Consider the following 21,093-nt stretch of genomic DNA (forward strand, 5'->3'; position numbering starts at 1 on the left):
GCTAAACAACAAGTACACAAAATTGATTCTAAACTAGGATGCCCGTTCAGCCCGTTCATCAAGAACCCTCCTAGGAAATTGGGTAATCCATTGGGTAATCCTATGAGTGATTTCTAGATGTCGTGTAGGGACAACTCATCCTATCAAAGCCCTCTCGAATCTTCATCCCTCTAAATAAGGTTGAAGTTGTTCTTGTAGGCGAAGGCGAGCACGGGCGATGCGAGATTTCACGGTCCCGAGAGAAACTCCAGTGATTTCAGCAATTTCTTCATAGGCCATCCCTTCAATCTCCCGTAGGACAATGGTGGTGCGAAACACCTCCGGTAAATCTGCGATCGCTAGTTTTAGCTGATCATAGAATTCCCGACTGGTCATCTCTTCGACAGGCCCCGGTGCATCGGAGGCAATTTCCCAGTCCACCTCTCCATCTTCCACGGATAAGGGGGCATCTAGGGATAGGGGGGCCGCATTCCGTTTCCGCTTGCGCAACTCGTCGTAGAACAAGTTAGTGGCAATCCGACTCAGCCAACCCCGAAATTTAACGGGTTCTTGCAGTCGCTTGATGTTGCGATAGACACGGATCCAAACTTCCTGGGCTAAGTCCGACCGATCCTGCCAGTCCGGTGCCAAATGGTACAGTACTTTGTCCACATGGGATTGATGCCGACGCATCAATTCGGCAAACGCAGCTCGCTCTGGGCGATGCCCCGTTTGGCATTGCAGCACCAAATCGTAGTTAGAGAGTTTATCGACTTGCACAGACGTTTGAGGAACCATGACCTCAACCGCAGACCAGGACGCAGAAATAGGCTGACTCATAGGAAGAAACGAGCTACAACACGGTCTTAAAACGACAACGACGGTCTAACGACGGTTTAAAACGTGGATAACGCTTTCTTCTAGTGACCCCACCCCGATCCAAAAAGTTCCCGATGGTCTGGCAACTGGCTGATCTGCATCAGCCGCTACCCCCTGTCTGAACTGCTTACCTGAGTCTGAGTTGATTGAATACAGTGGATTGAAGACAACAGATTGCCGACTCGATCGCGACAGTCTGTACCAGGAATACACCATACATCAGGATAGACGTTCTGGCGCATCGACGTTCTGGCGCATCGACGTTTTACCCATAAGAAAAGGCACCCTGCGAGGTGCCTTCAGTACTGGAAAGATTATTGCTTGAAATCCTTAGAGCACAGGAGATCTGACCATACTGGTAATTGAACCGAAGCTGACAACCGAGTGAGCCTCGTTGAACTGAATCTTGAATTGAACCGAATCTATAGCTGAAGGAAACGGCTGCATCCTCACCCTGTATAAAGAGCAGTACTGTATAAAGAGCAGCACTGTGTAGAGAACACACTGTGTAGAGAGCAGCACTATCAGGCTGGAAGTGCTATGCAGATGGGACTAGGGTGGGTAACGCAGCCTTGTAGGGTGATAAGGTCACTGCCCCAGCCTTTTGCACGGGCACGGAGGGCAGTTTCATGAGTAAGTAGAGTGAGATGGTCAGGATCGTGGCTAGGATAAATTTTTCGACCATATGTCTTCCCTCCTTTAACTCTGCATAACAGTAAATGCAGCCTAAACCCAATGGATTCCGTATAAAAAATTCATAAGTTTCTTGCTGTTTTGTCAAAATCTTTTTTGTCTAAGTTGCGCTAAGTTTGGAAAGGACTGTCGGGTCACAGGACTGCCCTTGTAGGTATGGTTGTTAAGGCACAAAAATCAAGTCTGACTCGCCATTTGATGCTGGTATTCATGGTGGGTGGGGTGATCGTTGGATTAGGCCAGCGGGGAGATATCAACCGCTATGCCCAGGCTCTCCAATCGACGATTCCATCCAATCCAGCCCCGGTTTCCCACAGCCAGGACATGGGGCCTCGTGCCTATGACACGCGCTTAGTGGTGGATCTGAGCGATCGCGTCGTCTATCTCTACCACCACGACAAAATTAAGGCAAGCTATCGCGTTGCGATCGGTCAAAAAGGCTGGGAAACGCCGACCGGCAATTTTCGCATTCAGCAAATGATCCCGAATCCCACCTGGCAGCATCCACTCACGGACGAAATTTTTCCACCAGGATTAAAAAATCCCCTCGGCGATCGCTGGATTGGGTTTGCTGCCGATGCCACGATGAAAATTGGCTTCCATGGCACTCGCGAAGAAAAAACGATTGGGCAGGCGGTTTCCCATGGGTGCCTGCGGATGACGAATCGAGATGTGCGGACGCTCTACGATGCAGTCTCCCTGGGAACCTTGGTCACCGTCCGTCCCTAATTGCTGCCCGCAAGCCTTCGATCGTGACGCCGCCTCGATGATGAGAATCGTCAATGGAAAGGATAAGGGATTGCGTTAGCGCTGGAATCTTCTAGGGCATTCTCCATACATGGCTTAATCCCATGACTTAATCCCATGACTTAATCCATAGTGCAACTAAGCATTAGTGCAACTAAGTATCCTGCAATAAACCGCCCAACGATGGTGGCAGGGTCTTGGTAGCAGGTTATCCGATTAAGGGGGAAAGTCGATTCAAGTTGATCGCCGATTGCCTACCGAGGAAGTCCCATGCTAAGTCAGATGCAGCGTCTGAGCGTTGAGGCCGATGGTCGTTACGCGACCGATGAAGAACTCAAATTTTTAGCGACCTATTTGAGGTCTTACGATCAGCGCTTACAAACCTATCAGAAACTGCAAAGTGCAGAAACTCCCCTGATTCAGCAGGTTTACGATCGTGTGCGCGAAAAGGATCCAAGCACATTCCGGAATGGGAATACCGATTACACCCAGATCTGCAAGCGTGATATGGCGATGAACTTGCGGTACGCAGCGCTAGCGATGCTCCTCGATGACACAGATACCCTGCGAGAAAAGCATCTGTTTTGGTGCCAAACCATTATGCGAGCCTGCGGGATTCAACGGAAGTGCAACTTGATCTATTCAACGATGCAAGAGGTCACCCAAAAGCAGATCGACCCTGCTCAAGCTCGTTTGATTAACGTCGTCCTCGAACAAACGCAGCGATTGCTAGGTGGCGTTTAATTGACCTCGCAGCCCCAGCGCATTTCCCAGCGTTTACTCTACTGATCTTTCTTCGCACATGACTTGCTTGAAGTCCATTGCTTTTTAGCAAATTCTGCGGCCATATTCTGCGGCACTACTCTGAGGCATTACGATGACTGTGACACTGATTCACCAAAGTTCTGCGAAACACGCCAATCCTAAAAAACATAACCACTACGGATTCCAGGATTTCTTTCAGTTTGATCCCGATAAAGGCACGATCGTGGATTGGAACAATAGCCAAAACATCATGGCAACCGAAGATTTTATCATCGGGTTAGTGGAGGGATTGGAAGAAGAAGTGGGAACGGCGTCCGCTGCAACCATGTACACGATCGGTTGTGAATGGGGGCAAAAAGATGCGTTCTTTTTTGAAAAGTGGTTCGAGAAGGAATTCGATCGGCCCGTTCGGCAAACTAGCTTAATGTTCCTGTTAGAAACCTGGTGGTGGCCGTTTACGGCCCAGGGCTGGGGGCGTTGGGAAGTGGATCTGGGCGATCGTCGCCAAGGCTTTATGTTCATCAACCTCTTTGATTCTGCCGTGGCCCGCACACTTGGGGATGTCGGTAAACCCGTTTGTTTTCTCTACGCAGGGTTGTTTGCTGGCTTTTTTACCGAAATGGTGAAAAAGCAACTCAGTTGCATTGAAATCCAATGCTATTCCATGGGTGAAACCTATTGCAAATTTTTGCTGGGTGGGAAGGAACGCATTGACGCAGCAGCCTTTTGGATGAATGAAGGTGCAACGGCTAAGGACATTGAAAAACGTCTGCGTTCAGGAGAATTGAAATGATGGTAGATTTCGTGGCTCCGACAGTTCCGAAAGACTGGCTGCTCACCTCCGTACACCAGTTCTTGAGTCAAGTGAACTGGGAAGGCATTGAAGCCCAGCCGGAAACCCTAACATCGGCTGGCTTGAGTCAATCCACCACCGTTGATCCCAACGCTCCACTACCCCTGACCCTCACCGTGAGCCAGTTTATGACGGCAGTCAATTGGGAAGGTGCTGTCATGGTGGATGTAAATGCCCGACCGACTGATCTAGCAACCCTGGATGATCTGCTGGGGGATGTGGGTGAATCCAACAATCAAGCACCGGGGTTTACCCTGACAGATTTTTCAGATTTGTTTTAAAGGAGTTTGAGCCATGCATCCTGTGATTGAATCGCTATTTGACGGAGCAGAAAATGGATATATTCCGTCAGAAACGTTGGCAGAGGTGAATCAGTATATGAAATCTTTGCCAGAGCGGCTGGCTGCCTACCGCACCCTGCGCGATCGCGAAATTCAAGTCATGCAAAAGGTGGCGGATGAGCTAGAAAAGCAATTGACTGGGGAATCCGTGGAACGATTGGAACAAAGCTTGAAAACCGGAATTCTGGCAATCCGACACTGCGCCATGGCAATGCTGATGCAGGACGATCGCTACCTAGAGGAGCGCCTGCTGTCCTGGCTCGAGGAAACTACCCAGATTTACAACACACAGTCGATCGATCGTATCCTTTATCCCCTGATCCGAGATCACCTCGGTCAACTGTTGAACGCAAATCAAATGCGCTTATTGGAGCCTTTCTTGGCCAAAGTACAACATCACTGTGGGGCTAGCGAAGAGGATTCTTTGTTAACCGTAGCCGGGATTTTTTAGGTTAGAAAATTTCGGCTAGATGGCCTTGTTGGTGTCATCCATGCATGGTTTGCGATTGCCCACTCCTACACTACAAACATCTATCAGCCATGATTTCTGTTGAGGATCTACTGGTCAAGAACACACTGCCAGGAAGTTACTACGCCCATCAAGCTTATTTCCGGGGTGACTTGGAAATGGGATTGCTGGAAAATCGACGGGGCGATCGACTTCTGGCCATTCCGAAGAGTTTGATCCAAGCGATTTACTCCGGCCTGAACCAAGAAACGGGACAAGCCTCTCGCCTAGTTTTATTTAACTGTGGCCGCTGGTGGGGCAAAAACTTCTACAACCGCTTTCGGGATGAAGTCTCTAACTACTACAGTGTGCCGATCGCGGATATGCGCATGGCCGAATTCTTGCAATGCCTAAGACATTGCTGGGCCACCTACGGTTGGGGCAAATTGGAATTCGATCAAACCTACCATCAGCGTGGATTTCTAGTCATTAAGACGCAGAACTCTAGCTTTGTAGACCATGGCCTAGAAGGGCAATCTTTGCCAGTCTGTTCCCTGGAAGCCGGGGTCTTATCGGCCTTTTTTAGCCAACTGACAGGGCGGGATCTCCATTGCGTGCAAACCGATTGTGAATCCTTGGGTGCTGAGTCCAACACCTTTGTAATTGGGTTGCGGAAACGCTTAGAACCCGCAGAAGCCATGGTAGAAAACGGTCTTGACCACAACTCCATCATGCCTCGTCTATGCGCCTAAGTGGGTGCGCCGTCGATCGTTGCCTAGGGTAACTCTAGGGAATCAATTCGGTGTGCAATGAATTCGGTGTGTAATGAATTCGGTGTTTTGTCCAAACTGAGTGTATTCCCCAATATGCTTGAGGAGCGTTAATTGTGGCTACGCAAAAAAAAAGCTCCAAATACCGACTCCTTGGGCTAATTGGTCGGGGGCAGTTTGGTCGTGTCCACTGTGCAATGCATCGATCGACGGGGCAGTTGGTTGCCCTGAAGGAGTTGGATCCTATTCGTTTTCCGACTCACCAATTTTTGCGGGAATTACGCTTTCTACTAACACTTCACCATCCCAACATTGTGACGTGCTGGGCCTGTGAGCATTCTCCCACCGGGCGCTACCTGGTGATGGATTACTGTGAAGGGGGCACGCTGCGCAATCTGTTGGATGCCTACGGTGCCTTGCCTCCGATTCTTGCATTTTCGATCGTTCAGGATATTTTGGCGGGCTTGGCCCATGCCCATAGCTGTGGCATTATCCACTGCGATATCAAGCCCGAAAATATTTTGCTGCATCTCCATCACCAAGGCTGGACTGCCAGACTTTCCGACTTTGGCATTGCGCGATTAAGCCAAGAGTTTACTTGTCATAGTGGCTTGACAGGGTCTCCGGCCTACATGGCTCCTGAGCGCTTTTATGGCCAGCAATCGATGACGGTGGATACCTATGCGGTCGGGATCTTGCTCTATGAAATGTTGGTGGGCGATCGACCCTTTCGGGGAACTCCAGGAGAACTGATGGCCGCCCATTTCAGTCAACCCATTGTGTTACCCGCACAAATTCCTGAAAACTTACAAACCTTCCTACGCAAAGCGCTAGCGAAGCTACAAGCCCAGCGGTTCCAGTCCGCAGGGGATATGCTGTCAGCACTCCAACATATTCAACAGGCGAATTCTGCACAATCCCATCATTTAGATAATTTAGATCATGGAGCTGATCATCACCCCCTAGTCTGGCTCGCACAGCTCGTGGCAGGGCAAAGCATTGCATGGCAGACACTGCCCACCATTAACTGGGTTCCGCCCACTCCGCTCCCGTTGAGTCCGCCTGCACTAGCGGGGGATGCGCCCCAAACGCTCTGCGCCACTTCCCCCCAAGGCAATTGGAGGGCAACCCTAGAAATCACCACTGGGCAGCTCGAAATTCGATCGGGGAACCATCATCCATCCCGCTACAGCCTCAAACTGCCCACCCCGATCGCCCCGGAATCCCTGGTGCAACTCATTCCAATCAGCAGCAAACATTTAGCGATCGTGATGCGGAGTCCGGGGCAACCGCAAGAACCTGGGACCAGTCCCACCACACGACTCCTGATCGTCAATCGGCGGGGCAAGCGCTTGGGCGATCTCCAGCTAGACCTCAATCTCCAGCAGCTTTGGCCGGGATCCAAACCCTATCAAGTCTGGGCTACTGAGGCAGGCGATCGAACCAGCCTCCTATTAATTCAGTTCAAACCGCTTAAGATTCGTCGCATTGTGCTCAACACTAGTCCCCATTGCGTGATCAATACGGATCAAGGGACGATCGTGCTCAACCTGCAAGGCCAGGGCTGCTTGTTGGACGAGACAGGGGAATTCCGGTCTACCCTGCAAATCCCGATCGAGGCTCAATCTCCCGCTGCCCAAGTTGAGCTATCTGCTTCCGTGAGCCAGCCCATCTGAGACGCTCTTCAACAAAGATGAAGAAATATGACGAAATAGGACTGCCCATGCTCTAAACTAGATCCCCGAACTCATTTACTCAACACACCTCCATGGCCTTGGATTGGTTAACGCCTAGCCACTTTGTGATTCTGGGATTTCTAGTTTGCTTTGCGATCGTCCACAGTGGGTTGGCAGCCCTCAGACCGATCGGAGAAGCCAAGATTGGCGCAAGGGCCTATCGGATTGTGTTCGCCTTAGCCAGCTTGGGGTTGGCCGTGCCCATGGTGATTTATTTTTTCAATCACCGTTACGACGGGGCACAACTTTGGAATCTGCAAGGGGTTCCTGGCGTGCAGACGACGATCTGGATTTTATCGGCCATTTCCTTCCTATTCCTCTATCCTGCAACCTTTAATCTGCTGGAAGTCGCGGCCATTCAAAAGCCCCAGGTACACCTCTACGAAACCGGTATTATCCGCATTAGCCGCCATCCCCAAATGGTGGGCCAAGTCATCTGGTGTTTTGCCCATTTACTCTGGTTAGGAACGAGTTTCATGGTCGTCACCTGTGCTGGGTTGGTCGCGCACCATCTCTTTGCAGTCTGGCATGGCGATCGACGCCTGACCCAGCGCTACGGTGATGCCTTCACTCAGGTCAAGGCCCGTACTTCTGTGGTTCCCTTTTTAGCAATTGTTCAGGGTCGCCAAAGTCTGAAATTGCAGGAATTTTTGCGGCCTGCTTACCTAGGGGTAAGCGGATTTGTTCTCCTGTTCTGGTGGTTGCATCCACTACTGATCCAGGGAACGAGTCGCTTGTACTGGTAAACCTGAGTTGGATTAGTAAACCCGAGTTGGATTAGTAAACCTGAGTTGGATTAGTAAACCTGCATCCTTTCTTTGCGATTTTTCAGGGATCTGATGACGAACTAACTACGATCGGGGCTTCCGTGTTGCTTGTCATCGAACAGACCTCGAATTCTACGTAGCGAAAGTGGGAACCACCCTGGTAGACTGATCCCTAAGGAATAGTAAAAGTGCTTAATAAGCTATGCCATCGGTTATTAATGAACAGGCATTTGCCCAAGAGGTTCTCCAGTCTTCAACCCCTGTTTTAGTACACTTTTGGGCACCGTGGTGTGGGGTCTGTCGCATGATTGAACCTGCCCTAGAGCGCGTTCGATCGGAGTTTGGTGAATCCCTCAAGCTGGTGGGGATCAATGCCGATGAAAACCTCAAACTGACGAGTAACTATCGGATTACAAATTTACCAACTGTCCTGGTTTTTAAGGAAGGACGCCTATTACATCGACTTGAGAAGCTTCATCGCAAAGATGAAGTGAAGTCTTCCCTAGAGAAGGTTATATCCCTCATCCATTAGCCATATACGATCACAAAAATAAGGTGGGCAAGATTGCCTACCTTATTTTGTGATGTGGGATAGGCTATTAAGGGTATGTATGGAAGAATAGTCACTTCAATTAGGCGTGAGTAATGGAACCGATCTATGAGTACGCCTGGATCATTCCAGTGTTGCCTCTAATGGGAGCAATGCTGGTGGGTCTGGGCCTAATCTCCTTCAACAAAGACATGAACCGTCTGCGGAAGGCGACCTCCACGTTTATCGTGTCGCTGATCGGCACAGCGATGGTTCTGTCCTTCAGTATTTTGTGGAGCCAGTGGCAGGGCCATGCTCCCTACACCCGCATGATTGAATGGGCCGCAGCGGGGGATTTTCGCCTGCAGATGGGCTACACGATCGATGCCCTCACCTCAATGATGCTGGTGGTGGTGACGACCGTAGCCTTTTTGGTGATGATCTACACCGATGGCTACATGTCCCACGACCCCAGCTATGTGCGGTTTTATGCCTATTTAAGTTTGTTTAGTTCCTCGATGCTGGGTTTGGTAATCAGCCCAAACCTAGTGCAGGTCTACGTCTTCTGGGAACTGGTGGGGATGTGTTCCTACCTGCTGATTGGCTTTTGGTACGATCGCAAGCCCGCAGCGGATGCTTGCCAAAAGGCATTTGTTACGAACCGGGTGGGCGACTTTGGCCTGTTGCTGGGGATCCTCGGGCTGTACTGGTGCACCCGTAGCTTTGACTTTGGCACGATCGGCGAGCGCCTCCAGGATCTTGTCGCCAATGGCACCATCAGCGGTGGACTCGCTGCCCTGTTAGCCATCCTGGTCTTTCTCGGCCCCGTCGCCAAGTCGGCCCAATTCCCCCTCCATGTTTGGCTACCAGACGCCATGGAAGGCCCCACTCCGATTTCTGCGCTGATTCACGCAGCAACGATGGTGGCCGCCGGTGTGTTTTTGATTGCCCGCATGTTCCCCGTCTTCGAGCACATTCCCGTTGCTATGGATGTGATTGCTTGGACGGGTGCGATTACGGCATTTATTGGAGCCACCACCGCGATTACGCAAAACGATATCAAGAAGGGCCTAGCCTACTCCACCATGTCGCAGTTGGGGTACATGGTGATGGCCATGGGCGTTGGAGCCTACAGTGCTGGGTTATTTCACCTGATGACCCATGCTTACTTCAAAGCCATGCTGTTCTTGGGATCGGGTTCCGTGATCCATGGGATGGAAGGCGTGGTCGGTCACAATCCGGCCTATGCCCAAGACATGCGACTGATGGGCGGGTTACGGAAATACATGCCCATCACCGCGATTACCTTTTTGATTGGAACCCTGGCCATTTGTGGGATTCCCCCCTTCGCCGGATTCTGGTCCAAGGATGAAATCCTACACCAAGCCTACGAAGCCAATCCTGCTCTCTGGGGTGTTGGGTTTGTCACGGCTGGCATCACAGCGTTCTATATGTTCCGCATGTACTTCAGCACCTTTGAGGGCGAGTTCCGGGGCCAAGATGCGGCGGTACTCAACCTAATTGAAGGGGAACAACTGCGCCGCATGGGCATTGCCGCTGGCCCCGGTGCGATGCATTCCAAGGAACTGAGCGCTAAGGCGGATCATGGCCACGATCACGATGATCACCATGCCAGCGAACCCCACGAATCGCCCATTACAATGACGCTGCCGTTGATGGTGTTGGCCGTGCCTTCGATCGGCATTGGTTTGCTAGGTACGCCCTTTGCCAACTACTTTGAAGCCTTTGTCCATGCACCGGGCGAAGTCTTCCATCAAGAAGCGGTGGATCTCCCGGAATTCTTGATCATGGGCGGTAGCTCGGTGGGCATTGGCCTGATTGGCATTACGATCGCGCTGATGATGTATCTCCAGAAGAAGATCGATCCTGCTAGCATCGCCGAAAAATTCCCCAGCTTGTATAACCTGTCTAAGAACAAGTGGTACTTTGACGAAATCTACGACGCAGTCTTTGTGAAAGGATCCCGTCGGATTGCCCGCCAAGTCTTAGAAGTGGACTACAAGGTTGTGGATGGTGTGGTTAACCTGACCGGCTTGGTGACGCTGTTGACAGGGGAAGGTCTGAAATACTTTGAAAATGGTCGGGCTCAATTCTATGCGCTGATCATTTTTGGTGCCGTTCTGGGCTTTGTCATTGTTTCAGGCGTTACGGGCTAGCCTCCGTACGTCATCTCCCAGGCGAGAGGCTCTAGTCATTTCAGTACGGTAAGACTCATTACGGTAAAACGAACGATCGCTGAATCAGCGATCGTTCTGCATTTTGAGCAAACATTAAATTTTACGGAAGTTTCAGCGATCGCTGGATCGCTGGATCACAGTCATACCAGCCCACGGAGTTGATGAAGTTCTGTAAAACTTGAAGAAGTACTGCAATTTTCTAGCCTTTCGTTTCTGAGTGTTTAGAATTTTCCTAACAGGCGGTAAAAGCTTGTTATAGATTGCAATCTAACTATTAGCGAGCAGGTTTCTAAACTGCAAGCTCAGGCTTTCTACTGACGGACTTTCTGCCGCTAATAGGCTCACATCGAACCCGAAGACTCCCATGTTGACAGCTAACTTTCCCTGGCTGACGACAATCATTCTGTTTCCGATCGCGGCCTCGCTGCTGATCCCCTTCATCCCAGACAAAGACGGTAAAACTGTCCGCTGGTATGCACTGATTGTCGGGCTGATTGATTTTGTATTGACCGTCGCAGCCTTCTACCTGGGGTACGACCTCAACAACCCAGACCTGCAACTCTTCGAGCGCTATGCTTGGGTGCCGCAACTGGATCTCAACTGGTCGGTGGGAGCGGATGGCCTGTCCATGCCACTGATTCTGCTGACAAGCTTCATCACCACCTTGGCGATTCTGGCGTCTTGGCCCGTCAGCTTTAAGCCCAAGCTGTTTTATTTCCTCATGCTCATCATGTACGGCGGCCAAATCATGGTGTTTGCTGTGCAGGATATGCTGCTATTTTTCCTAGCTTGGGAAATGGAGCTGATTCCCGTTTACCTCATGCTCTCCATTTGGGGTGGGAAAAAACGGCTCTATGCCGCCACCAAGTTCATTCTCTACACGGCAGGCGGATCCCTCTTCATCCTGGTCGCTGCCCTGGCAATGGCCTTCTATGGCGATACCGTTACCTTTGACATGCGATCGCTCATGGCCAAGGACTTGCCTGTCAACTTCCAATTGTGGATGTATGGGGCTTTTTTAATTGCCTATGCGGTCAAACTGCCCATCATTCCCCTGCATACTTGGCTGCCGGATGCCCACGGTGAGGCAACGGCCCCCGTTCACATGTTGTTGGCGGGCATTCTGCTCAAAATGGGTGGCTATGCGATCGTCCGAATGAACGCAGAAATGCTCCCCGGTGCCCATGGCATTATTGCCCCGGTGCTCGTCATTCTGGGGGTGGTGAATATTATCTACGCCGCCCTCACCTCCTTTGCCCAACGCAACCTAAAACGCAAAATTGCCTATTCGTCGATTTCCCACATGGGATTTGTGACGATCGGCATCGCCTCATTTACCGACCTGGGCCTCAGCGGTGCGGTGCTGCAAATGGTTTCCCACGGGTTGATCGGAGCGAGTCTCTTCTTCCTGGTGGGTTCCACCTACGATCGCACCCATACCCTGATGCTGGATGAAATGGGGGGCGTCGGCCAGAAAATGCCGAAAATTTTCTCCATGTTCACGGCCTGTTCCTTGGCCTCCTTGGCCTTACCTGGCATGAGCGGCTTTGTGGCGGAACTGATGGTCTTCGTTGGCTTTGCGACCAGCGATGCCTACTCGCTGACCTTCCGCATCATTATCGTGCTGTTGGCGGCGATCGGGGTTATCCTGACCCCCGTTTACCTGCTCTCCATGCTACGGGAGATTTTCTACGGCCCAGAAAACAGTGAACTCACCTCCCACCAGGTTCTAATTGACGCCGAACCTCGGGAAGTGTTCATCATTGCTTGTTTGCTTGTACCGATTATCGGCATTGGCTTTTATCCCAAGCTGCTGACCCAAATCTACGACTCTAAAACAGTGCAACTGACGGAAAAACTGCGGAGCAATGTGCCAGCGCTGGCCCAAGGCAGCAGTCAGGAACCGTTGGCGTTACGGGAAGCGATCGTGCAACCTGCACCGATTGTGCTTCAGTGATTCCTAGGGATTCAGTCATTTCTATTACCTTGAAAAGACTGTGAAAAACGAGGGGGATGAGACCAACTCATCCCCCTTTACTTTTCCCCTTTACTTTTGAAGGGAACTAGGGATTGAGGGATGGTTGTGGCGGGACAAACTCCATGCAGTCACCACTCCAAGGGCTGACGCACCCTGAAAATGTCCGACCTGAAAGGGATCAGAAGACTTTCCAGAGGGGCTGTTATAAACGTCAAGAAATTGGCAAGACTATACAATAAGGGATCTTGACTAGGGAATCTCGACGATAGGTTACCCTATCACTAGTGACTTTCGATTGATTTACTAGGATAGATAGATGGACGGATCAGGCTTTGCCCTGATTCCAGTGTTGCCAAGGAGAAAGACTGTAATGGAATATACAATTCCAGACCTAGAGAGCGTCAGTCGCCAATTTATGAACCTCCATCGGCCTAAGAAGGCCAAGATGCTCGTGGTTGACGATGAGCCAGATAATTTAGATTTGCTGTATCGTACATTTCGCCGTGACTTTCAGGTTCTCAAGGCAGAAAGTGGAATCAAAGCCCTAGAAGTCCTCGCCCGTGAAGGAGAGGTTGCTGTCATCATCTCTGACCAGAGAATGCCAGAAATGAAAGGGACAGAATTTCTCAGTCGCACAGTGCCAGAATTTCCAGATACTGTGCGGATTATTCTCACGGGGTTTACAGATGTAGAAGATTTGGTCGAAGCAATTAACTCAGGCCAAGTGTATAAGTACATCACTAAGCCTTGGGATCCTGAAGAACTCAAAACTGTGGTACAAAGAGCCGCAGAAACCTATGAATTGTTAAAACAACGGACGGAGGAACTTCGACGATCGCAGGCGCAAACGGCGCTCCTAGCAACGATCGTTCGGGTGGCTCAAGATGCTACGAGTTTAGACAGCACCCTGACCCCGATCGCAGAAGCCTTTGGCATGAGTTTCCATGCCGATGCCACCGTTTTACAGTTAGTGGATGGCTCTGTTTTAGCGGAGGGGAGCGATCGCTATAGTAGTTATGGCACCTCTGAAAATTGGCTTGCCCAAGATGCGTTAGTTCAGATGGCACTGTCCACGGGTAAGATCCAAGTGGCAGCCAATATTGCAGCGGATGAAGCCTTATCGGCTCAGCCCCACTACGTTAGCTCAGGAACTCAGTCCCATATTGTGGTTCCCATTGCGTTGCGGAACCAAATCCTAGCGATCTTATCTCTGCAATGGCTTCAGCCTGCGAATCTGCGTCAAGATGAGTTGATCCTTCTACATCTCTCTGCCCAGCAAGTTGCTTTGGCATTAAGCTGTAGCCAATACACTCGCTTCTTGGCTAATGTTTAGGGCTATCTTTTGAGCCCCAATCTAGCGGCGCAATCTGCGAGCATGTTTTGGGTCAGCGAATAGGCGCTGATTTTGCTGAGTCGGTTAACGGGCTCAGATCTCTAGGATAATTTCGATTCTCCATCCACCCTAGGTTGGTAGAAGTGACTGAAAGGAACGAACCCGTGAGAGCAGGACTGACCTCTCCCAGTTCATTCTTTTCAGTCTTTTTTTGTGGAATCCCCCATCGATCGAACTTTCCCCATGAGCCGTCATGGCGCACAATGCTGATAGGGAAAAAACAGGTAATTTTCAGCATGGACATCAAGAAAGGATTCGTTGGCACTGTGGGTAACACGCCGCTAATTCGTCTCAATAGTGTGAGTGATGAAACGGGGTGCGAAATTCTAGGCAAAGCCGAGTTCTTGAATCCAGGAGGATCGGTGAAGGATCGCGCGGCCCTTTACATTATTGAAGATGCCGAACGCAAAGGATTGCTTAAACCTGGGGGCACTGTGGTGGAAGGAACCGCAGGCAATACTGGAATTGGACTGGCCCACATTTGCAATGCGAAGGGCTATAAATGCTTAATCATCATTCCAGAAACGCAGTCCCAGGAAAAAATTGATCTGCTGCGTACCTTGGGGGCTGAAGTCCGCACAGTGCCCGCTGTCCCTTACAAAGATCCCAACAACTACGTCCATCTATCGGGTCGGGTGGCAGCGGAGTTAGACAATGCGATTTGGGCAAATCAATTTGACAATTTAGCAAATCGCTTAGCGCATTATGAAACCACGGGAGCCGAAATTTGGCAGCAAACCGATGGTCAAGTGGATGGATGGGTGGCTGCAACGGGAACTGGGGGAACCTATGCCGGTGTTGCGATGTATTTGAAGGATCAAAATCCTCAGGTCCGGTGTGTGGTGGCAGATCCGATGGGAAGTGGTCTCTACAGTTATGTCAAAACTGGCGAGATTAAGTTAGAAGGCAATTCAGTTACTGAAGGCATTGGTAACAGTCGGATTACGGGCAATATGGAAGGGGCTCCGATCGATGATGCGATTCAGGTTCACGATCGCGAAGCCATTCGGATTATCTATCAACTGCTGCAAAAAGACGGTTTATTTGTCGGCGGATCTGTTGGGATTAATGTGGGTGCAGCGGTTGCACTCGCGAAACAAATGGGGCCGGGACATACGATCGTCACTGTGCTGTGCGATGGTGGTAGCCGCTATCAGTCCAAGTTGTTTAACCGTGAGTGGCTAGCCTCCAAAGATTTATTGGTCGAGGGCGTTGTCTAGCATTGTCATTTATTTTTATCGACTCCAGGAAATTCCATTGCACAATTTCACCATATGTTCACTTTTGCAAGCCAAGATTAGAAAAGAACTCGAAGAGTACTTGCTAACTCATTTACTCCACTAGGTTTGCAGGATAGTGTGGGCATATCACTTCTTCGTTTGGGGAAAACTTTGCTCACACTATATCACTCACTCAGGAGAGTAGAGTTATCCAGTATTCAGCTAGATTTTTGCTGACTTCCGATGTAATTTTCTTGCTTGAGTTCAATTGGTTTAATTTATTGAGTCCATTTCGTTGTTAGGAGTAGGCTGGGGTGAACTTCCCATTCATCGTTTTCAGCTGCTTATGCATCGAAGGATCAGTTGGCTAGATTGTGTGTTCCTGAAATCTTGAGTGATGTTTTCAAAAATATTTTGAAATGTAACCAGCGATTCGTGCATGAGGATTAAACTCATCAGCTCAAGCGAAACGATATTGTTGCATTTTTATTGCTGAAGTTGATCTATTAAGACATAACAACTGGGTTAATTGAGCTTTCACTTAACTTAGCTTTTAAGTTCCCTGTCCTTCCACTATTTACAATTTACAACTCTGTTAGGTAAATATGGATTTTGAAGGTTCTCTCGCATCTTATTCTTTGGTGCAGGTGCTTCGTTTCTTGCATCAGCATCGTCAATCTGGGCTTTTGACCATTTCCCTAGATGATCATGATAGCAATCATAGTGCTCATCATCTGGGAATGAATACTACAGATATGTCCTGCTGTATCTGGTTATCCTACGGAAGAATTGTTGCAGTTTCCGATGATCAGGAAGTTGGCTGTTTATTGGGCATGCTATCGCAGCGGCGTTGGCTCAGTCCGGCCACCATTGCCCGACTTCAGCAATTTTCCAAGCTTGATAAGCCGTTGGGGCTATTTCTCAAATCAAAGGGCATCTTGCAAGCGGAGCAAATTAAGCTTCTATTCCACGCACAAGTTTTACAGCGTATTGGCACGCTGTTTAAGTATCAGTTGGGATCGTTCAACTTTACCCAAGGTGTGGAAGCTTCAGTGATGGAAATGACTGGGTTGAGCATTTCCGTGGCGGAAGCGTTGCTACTGGGATTGCGGGTTCTGCGCGATCGGGATTGGGCTGCCTTTGAGGATAAACTGCCACAAGCCACTTCTGCATTAGTCCGTTGCGAAACCCAAAACCATCCATTCGTGCTAGATAGTTTAGAACGGAAAGTATGGGATACGGCTTCCGGTGGCTTATCGATCGTTGAACAGGCCAAACTGTTAAACAAACCCGTGGCTTGCATTCAACAGGTGGCCTATCGGCTAATCATGGTTGAAATTTTGAAAGAAGTCACTGAGGCAGAGCGCATCGCAATGGCTCCGTCACCCCAGTTCCAGCCCGCCCCCCACCAACCCTTCCAAATGATGATTGCCTAAGCGGAGCCATTCTGAGGAATGGCCTGATCGGAAACGCGATCTTCAGTGCCCTGATCTTAAACGTGTTCTTAAAGCTGTTTTGCGCGAGTCAAGTAAGGTAAATCCAGCAAATCCACCATTTCCTCCCCAATCGTCACCCGCAGACCCGCTCCACCAGCTTTTGTGCGCACATAGACCAGTCCCCGATAGTTCCCTGATGGCTCTGCAATGACACTCGTGACCCGGCCAACTTTCTCTTCATTGATACAGACTGGCGTGTCTACCGTTACCGGGTGGGCTAGCTGCACCCCCCAGAGTTGTTGTTTGACGCCATTGTAGGTATCCAGTCGTGCGATCGTTTCTTGGCCGATGTAACAGCCTTTGTTGAATGAAATGAGGTGCCAGAGTCCTGCTTCTAAGGGATTGTAGTCTTCCGTTAACTCATGCCCGATCGCGGGACGACCCTGTTGGATGCGCAACTGTTCCCAAACGCGATCGCCCAGGGGGGTGATCGCCATGTCGGTTAGATAAGCCCACACGGTTGCTGCGACATGCGCTGGCATCCAGATGGTATATCCCGGCGTGGCTAAACCGCTCCCGACCGCAATTCTCACATCACAATCGGCAATGCGGGCAGTCTGGTGGGAGCCGTAGGGTTGTCCAAGCAATTCCGATGCACCGATCGCCTGTACAATTTCATGGCTGGTTGGCCCGATTAAACTAAACATGGCCGTTTGCTGAGTGAGGTCAGCGAGTTTAACTTTATCGGCAAAGAAGATGTAGCGATCGAGGAATTGCATTAAACGATCGGTGTTTTGGGGCGAAACAGTTAATAGCACCGATTGCTCCAACAGATAAGCCGTGGCCAGATCGATCGTCCGGGCAGTGGAGGTCACAAAAACAGTATCGCAGCCTTCACCGGGCTGGCGTAGTTTGAGGGTATGGGTGCTTTGGTTGTGGAGAAAGTTGAGCCGATCGGCATCGCTTACTTCAATGCGACCCCAATGGCTGCGATCGTAGAGGGCGACGCTGGCTTGGGCCGCTGCGATCGCGGCGGCATCTTGGCCAAAACTAACGGGCACTTGATCTTCGAAAATGGCCCCTTGCTGGGTTTGTAATTGGCGTAGATCTTGAAGCATGGGGCTGTATTCACTCCCGTTGTCAAACGTGATTGAGCAATAATTGAGCAATGTGACTCTACAAAATCGTAATGTAGATCGAACATAGATTGAATGACGTGCGATCGAACTGATGATTCAGCCACCAACCCCAGGGAGTGGGCGGTACTCGATCAGGAGCAATCCTAGGCAATGGGCGGGAGTTGGGCAAACATTTGATGGATAATCTGTTTAGTTTTTTCATCTAGGGCGATCCAGTCTACATCGCCATCTTCTAACAGCGTGGTATCCACTTCCACAGGAATATCGGTGGGGTTTGGGTCGCTGGAGCCATTGCTGGACCCACTAGCCCCTTCCTGGAAACAGATGCGGTAACACAGATCCCACAAATCCCAGATAACGACCTGATCACCGTGGCTCAGGTGGAGTTCATAGATGATTTCTGGGGTGGGCAGTTCAGCCAGAACGTCTTCCAGTTCTAGAATGCGATCGACCGATCGGGTGTTTTTCAATTCTTGCTGGAGCAGGGCAAAGCGGCTCTTGGCTTCGTCGGAAACGTCGTCATCCCAAACCAAGGTTTCGCGGTAATCCCCCTTCCAATCCGAGGTCTCTAAGGATTTGCGGAGGTTGTCAATCAGCCGGATAAAGACGGGCTGCATCAGGATTTCGGCTTGGGCCCAGGCGGCTTGGTCGGCAAAGGTTGGCTTCTTCATGGGGGACTGATCTCGACTCGCACCTGTTCACCGTACACCGGAGATGGGATAATCTGTACCCGTTTGTAACGTTTTCGCTACAATCCCCAAAGGCTCAAACCATGATCAAAGTTGTCTTTTTTGGAACCCCCCAGTTCGCTGTTCCGAGTTTGGAGGCGTTGATTGCCCATCCAGACTTTGAGGTTTTGGCGGTGGTGACGCAGCCGGACAAGCGCCGGGGGCGAGGCAATGATCTGTCGCCTTCGCCCGTCAAGTCGATCGCGCTGACGCACAATCTGACCGTGTGGCAGCCAAAGAGTATTAAGAAGGATCAGGAAACGCTGGCGAGTTTGCGGGCGTTAGAGGCGGATATTTTTGTAGTGGTGGCCTATGGGCAGATTTTATCCCAGGAAATTCTGGATATGCCGAAGTATGGCTGTGTGAATGGGCATGGGTCACTGTTGCCGAAGTACCGTGGGGCTGCGCCGATTCAATGGTGTCTTTACCACGGGGAGCCGGAAACTGGGATGACGACCATGCTGATGGATATTGGCATGGATACGGGGGCGATGCTGCTGAAGTCGAAATTACCGATCGACCTCTTGCAGAATGCCCAAGCGTTGGCGATCGCGTTGTCGCAACAGTCAGCAGCGTTATTGCTGGAAACGTTGCCCCCGTTGGTGGCGGGAACCTTGCAACCGGAACCCCAGGATCCCGATCAGGCAACCTATGCACCGTTGATTAATAAGGAAGATTACGGCTTGGATTGGGCCCGATCGGCGATCGCGTTGCATAACCAGGTACGGGGGCTTTATCCCAACTGTGCAACAACCTTTCGGGAGGGGGCGTTGAAGGTGATGGCGACGGTACCCTACACGGCGGAAACGCTGGCGCAGTTACCGGAGGATTGGGCCGCGATCGGCGAGCAGGTGTTGGCATTCCAGAATCCGGAGGCGACACCGGGAACGATCGTAGGAGTGGTCAAAAATTATGGTGCAGTGATTCAAACAGGAGCAGGATTGCTATTGCTACGGGAAGTGCAGTTAGCAGGCAAACGGGCACAGTCCGGGTGGGATTTTGCCAATGGGTTACGGATTCAGATCGGGGAACGGGTTGGGTAACGGGAATACCCAATCAAGTTAAGCGGCACGCAGCGCGGGGGCTAGGGAGGATCTTTCCGATCGCGCTCCATCTTGCTCACGTATTGCCAATTCGAACCCGGCACCGGAACGGGGGGACTCCAGCGCACTCTGTCGCTAAACCGCAGCACATACAACTGATTAATCGTCGATTGCACTTCCTCGCGAGTTCCTAATAAATAAAATTGCAACGGCTGGCGATCGTCCTCGATCGCACGATCGAGATCGTCAAAACTAACAAACATGGGATTTCTCCTAAACGTAGAGGGGGGAAGAAATCCCAAAAATTAAAGCCACCCTTTTGCGCAGGACAAGTAGGGTGGCCCGATCGAATGTTAAAATCCGTGTCAGACCGCCTAGCTGGTCAGATCAGCTTCGGGGTTTAGCTACCCTTTGTTGGTTCCAAGCAACGCTGGGTAGCGCCTTAATTTTTGGGGTCGTAGCTGATTCAATCGGGACTTAAAAAACACGGTTGCACTCAGCTATGAAAAACAAGCCTAGGGGGAAATCGAAGCGCTGTCAACTGTTTTGCGATTGATTGCAAATCCGTGATATTTAGCAACATTGCCAAGTTACGTTCTGCCTCGCTTTGCCTGCAACCGCGATCGGGATCAGCATCTGGCCTGGTCATCCGGCTCAGCGATCGATTCCACCCATCCACCCCTGCGATCGGGCAAGCGCTTAACTACAGTCAGCGATCCAGCCAATCTTAGAAATTATCAGGAATAGGCTAACTCGAACCTGAAGCCATCGGAAGTATTCATTCTCCAACGGTTTTATGAAATCTGCTTCTCTGTCCCGTTCGATCGCAGCACTCACCCTCCCGGCCTTTGCAGTGGTGCCCTGCTTGCTCCCCGTGCTGAGCTTGCCTGCCCAAGCGGCACAACCGCAAATCTATCGGCAAAGCGTCACCTTGCCCATGCACCGCAAAAAGGGGAACTGTCCCAAAACCCTCAATCTGGCGGTTGAAAGTCGGCCCTACGAAGGCGGCTCAGAGCATACCGTTGTCCTGAAAACAAGCGCGATCGCGGGTACCGCAAAGTATGCAGACTCCAAACCTAGAGTTGTAATTTTTAGTGCACCATTAAAACCGCAATATAAAAATTGTGTTGGTTGGATTGATGCTGAAAAGAATCCTTCACCGTTATACAACGTGTGGTTTCAGTCTGGCTCTGTCTATTTCCGATTCGATTTAGATGCAATGAAAGATCGGCCCGATAGCGCAATTACCTATCAGAAAGTAGTCAACGGCGAACCCAAGATTCGCTATGCCATTGCAGATTAGGAATCCCCTCACCCTGCAAACCTCTCCCAGAACGGGGGAGGTTTTTTGCGTCTAGCTCTCCTTCCCAAAATAGAGGGAGACGAGGTTGGGGGATGAGGGCAAATTTGCAAAACGCGGATCCTTTGCCCCCCTTCAGCCTAAAAACTCC

The 21,093-nt window shown here is 50.6% G+C and carries 22 protein-coding genes; 17 read left to right on the forward strand and 5 right to left on the reverse strand.

The window, feature by feature from the left end; translation table 11 throughout:
• Positions 1-162 precede the first annotated feature (162 nt).
• Complete coding sequence (locus H6G21_RS11260) at positions 163-819, reverse strand: sigma-70 family RNA polymerase sigma factor (RefSeq protein ID WP_190573500.1); 657 nt, start codon at positions 817-819, stop codon at positions 163-165.
• 577 nt (positions 820-1,396) lie between these two features.
• Positions 1,397-1,543 carry a hypothetical protein gene (locus tag H6G21_RS11265; protein ID WP_190573501.1) on the reverse strand — a complete coding sequence of 49 codons (147 nt, stop codon included), beginning with the start codon at positions 1,541-1,543 and terminating at the stop codon, positions 1,397-1,399.
• A gap of 164 nt (positions 1,544-1,707) precedes the next feature.
• Between H6G21_RS11265 and H6G21_RS11270 the strand changes: the two genes are divergently transcribed.
• From H6G21_RS11270 to H6G21_RS11335, 14 genes are all read left to right on the forward strand, one after another.
• Positions 1,708-2,280: a L,D-transpeptidase gene (locus H6G21_RS11270; protein WP_242041771.1), complete on the forward strand. Its 573-nt coding sequence runs from the start codon at positions 1,708-1,710 to the stop codon at positions 2,278-2,280.
• Positions 2,281-2,568: 288 nt separating this feature from the next.
• Entirely contained in the window at positions 2,569-3,042 is a 474-nt protein-coding gene (locus tag H6G21_RS11275) for a phycobilisome protein (RefSeq protein WP_190573502.1), read from the forward strand.
• A 133-nt stretch (positions 3,043-3,175) separates the two neighbouring features.
• Positions 3,176-3,856, forward strand: coding sequence for a V4R domain-containing protein (locus H6G21_RS11280; RefSeq protein ID WP_190573503.1), 681 nt, complete (start codon positions 3,176-3,178; stop codon positions 3,854-3,856).
• A complete protein-coding gene (locus H6G21_RS11285) occupies positions 3,853-4,197 on the forward strand; it encodes a hypothetical protein (protein ID WP_190573504.1) in 345 nt (114 codons plus the stop codon). The genes H6G21_RS11280 and H6G21_RS11285 overlap by 4 nt, the downstream gene beginning before the upstream one ends.
• A gap of 13 nt (positions 4,198-4,210) precedes the next feature.
• Positions 4,211-4,708 carry a hypothetical protein gene (locus H6G21_RS11290; protein WP_190573505.1) on the forward strand — a complete coding sequence of 166 codons (498 nt, stop codon included), beginning with the start codon at positions 4,211-4,213 and terminating at the stop codon, positions 4,706-4,708.
• An 89-nt stretch (positions 4,709-4,797) separates the two neighbouring features.
• Positions 4,798-5,457, forward strand: coding sequence for a V4R domain-containing protein (locus tag H6G21_RS11295; protein WP_190573506.1), 660 nt, complete (start codon positions 4,798-4,800; stop codon positions 5,455-5,457).
• A 134-nt stretch (positions 5,458-5,591) separates the two neighbouring features.
• Complete coding sequence (locus H6G21_RS11300) at positions 5,592-7,151, forward strand: serine/threonine-protein kinase (protein WP_190573507.1); 1,560 nt, start codon at positions 5,592-5,594, stop codon at positions 7,149-7,151.
• 92 nt (positions 7,152-7,243) lie between these two features.
• Positions 7,244-7,957, forward strand: a complete 714-nt coding sequence (locus H6G21_RS11305) for an NnrU family protein (protein ID WP_190573508.1) — start codon at positions 7,244-7,246, stop codon at positions 7,955-7,957.
• Positions 7,958-8,180: 223 nt separating this feature from the next.
• On the forward strand, positions 8,181-8,510 hold the full coding sequence (locus H6G21_RS11310; RefSeq protein WP_190573509.1) for a thioredoxin domain-containing protein: 330 nt from the start codon (positions 8,181-8,183) through the stop codon (positions 8,508-8,510).
• Between the two features lie 113 nt (positions 8,511-8,623).
• Positions 8,624-10,684 (forward strand): NAD(P)H-quinone oxidoreductase subunit 5, encoded by a 2,061-nt coding sequence (locus H6G21_RS11315; protein WP_190573510.1) that lies wholly within the window; start codon positions 8,624-8,626, stop codon positions 10,682-10,684.
• 385 nt (positions 10,685-11,069) lie between these two features.
• Complete coding sequence (locus tag H6G21_RS11320) at positions 11,070-12,662, forward strand: NAD(P)H-quinone oxidoreductase subunit 4 (protein WP_190573511.1); 1,593 nt, start codon at positions 11,070-11,072, stop codon at positions 12,660-12,662.
• A gap of 391 nt (positions 12,663-13,053) precedes the next feature.
• Positions 13,054-14,016, forward strand: a complete 963-nt coding sequence (locus H6G21_RS11325) for a response regulator (protein WP_190573512.1) — start codon at positions 13,054-13,056, stop codon at positions 14,014-14,016.
• Between the two features lie 296 nt (positions 14,017-14,312).
• Positions 14,313-15,296 carry a cysteine synthase A gene (locus H6G21_RS11330; protein ID WP_190573513.1) on the forward strand — a complete coding sequence of 328 codons (984 nt, stop codon included), beginning with the start codon at positions 14,313-14,315 and terminating at the stop codon, positions 15,294-15,296.
• A gap of 605 nt (positions 15,297-15,901) precedes the next feature.
• The gene (locus H6G21_RS11335; RefSeq protein ID WP_242041772.1) at positions 15,902-16,732 is read left to right on the forward strand and encodes a DUF4388 domain-containing protein; all 831 of its coding nucleotides are present in this window, start codon (positions 15,902-15,904) and stop codon (positions 16,730-16,732) included.
• A 68-nt stretch (positions 16,733-16,800) separates the two neighbouring features.
• On the opposite strand, the gene H6G21_RS11340 is transcribed toward H6G21_RS11335, so the two are convergent.
• Entirely contained in the window at positions 16,801-17,850 is a 1,050-nt protein-coding gene (locus tag H6G21_RS11340; RefSeq protein WP_190573515.1) for a folate-binding protein YgfZ, read from the reverse strand.
• Between the two features lie 164 nt (positions 17,851-18,014).
• Positions 18,015-18,542: a hypothetical protein gene (locus H6G21_RS11345; RefSeq protein WP_190573516.1), complete on the reverse strand. Its 528-nt coding sequence runs from the start codon at positions 18,540-18,542 to the stop codon at positions 18,015-18,017.
• A gap of 104 nt (positions 18,543-18,646) precedes the next feature.
• Here H6G21_RS11345 and fmt point away from each other — a divergent pair, with 104 nt between their 5' ends.
• On the forward strand, positions 18,647-19,642 hold the full coding sequence (gene fmt / locus H6G21_RS11350; protein WP_190573588.1) for a methionyl-tRNA formyltransferase: 996 nt from the start codon (positions 18,647-18,649) through the stop codon (positions 19,640-19,642).
• A 41-nt stretch (positions 19,643-19,683) separates the two neighbouring features.
• On the opposite strand, the gene H6G21_RS11355 is transcribed toward fmt, so the two are convergent.
• On the reverse strand, positions 19,684-19,905 hold the full coding sequence (locus H6G21_RS11355) for a hypothetical protein (RefSeq protein ID WP_190573517.1): 222 nt from the start codon (positions 19,903-19,905) through the stop codon (positions 19,684-19,686).
• 319 nt (positions 19,906-20,224) lie between these two features.
• Here H6G21_RS11355 and H6G21_RS11360 point away from each other — a divergent pair, with 319 nt between their 5' ends.
• Both H6G21_RS11360 and H6G21_RS11365 read left to right on the forward strand, forming a co-directional pair.
• Positions 20,225-20,389, forward strand: coding sequence for a hypothetical protein (locus tag H6G21_RS11360; RefSeq protein WP_190573518.1), 165 nt, complete (start codon positions 20,225-20,227; stop codon positions 20,387-20,389).
• 49 nt (positions 20,390-20,438) lie between these two features.
• Entirely contained in the window at positions 20,439-20,945 is a 507-nt protein-coding gene (locus H6G21_RS11365) for a hypothetical protein (protein ID WP_190573519.1), read from the forward strand.
• Positions 20,946-21,093 lie beyond the last annotated feature (148 nt).

The organism is Alkalinema sp. FACHB-956 (assembly GCF_014697025.1).
GTDB lineage: Bacteria > Cyanobacteriota > Cyanobacteriia > Leptolyngbyales > Leptolyngbyaceae > Alkalinema.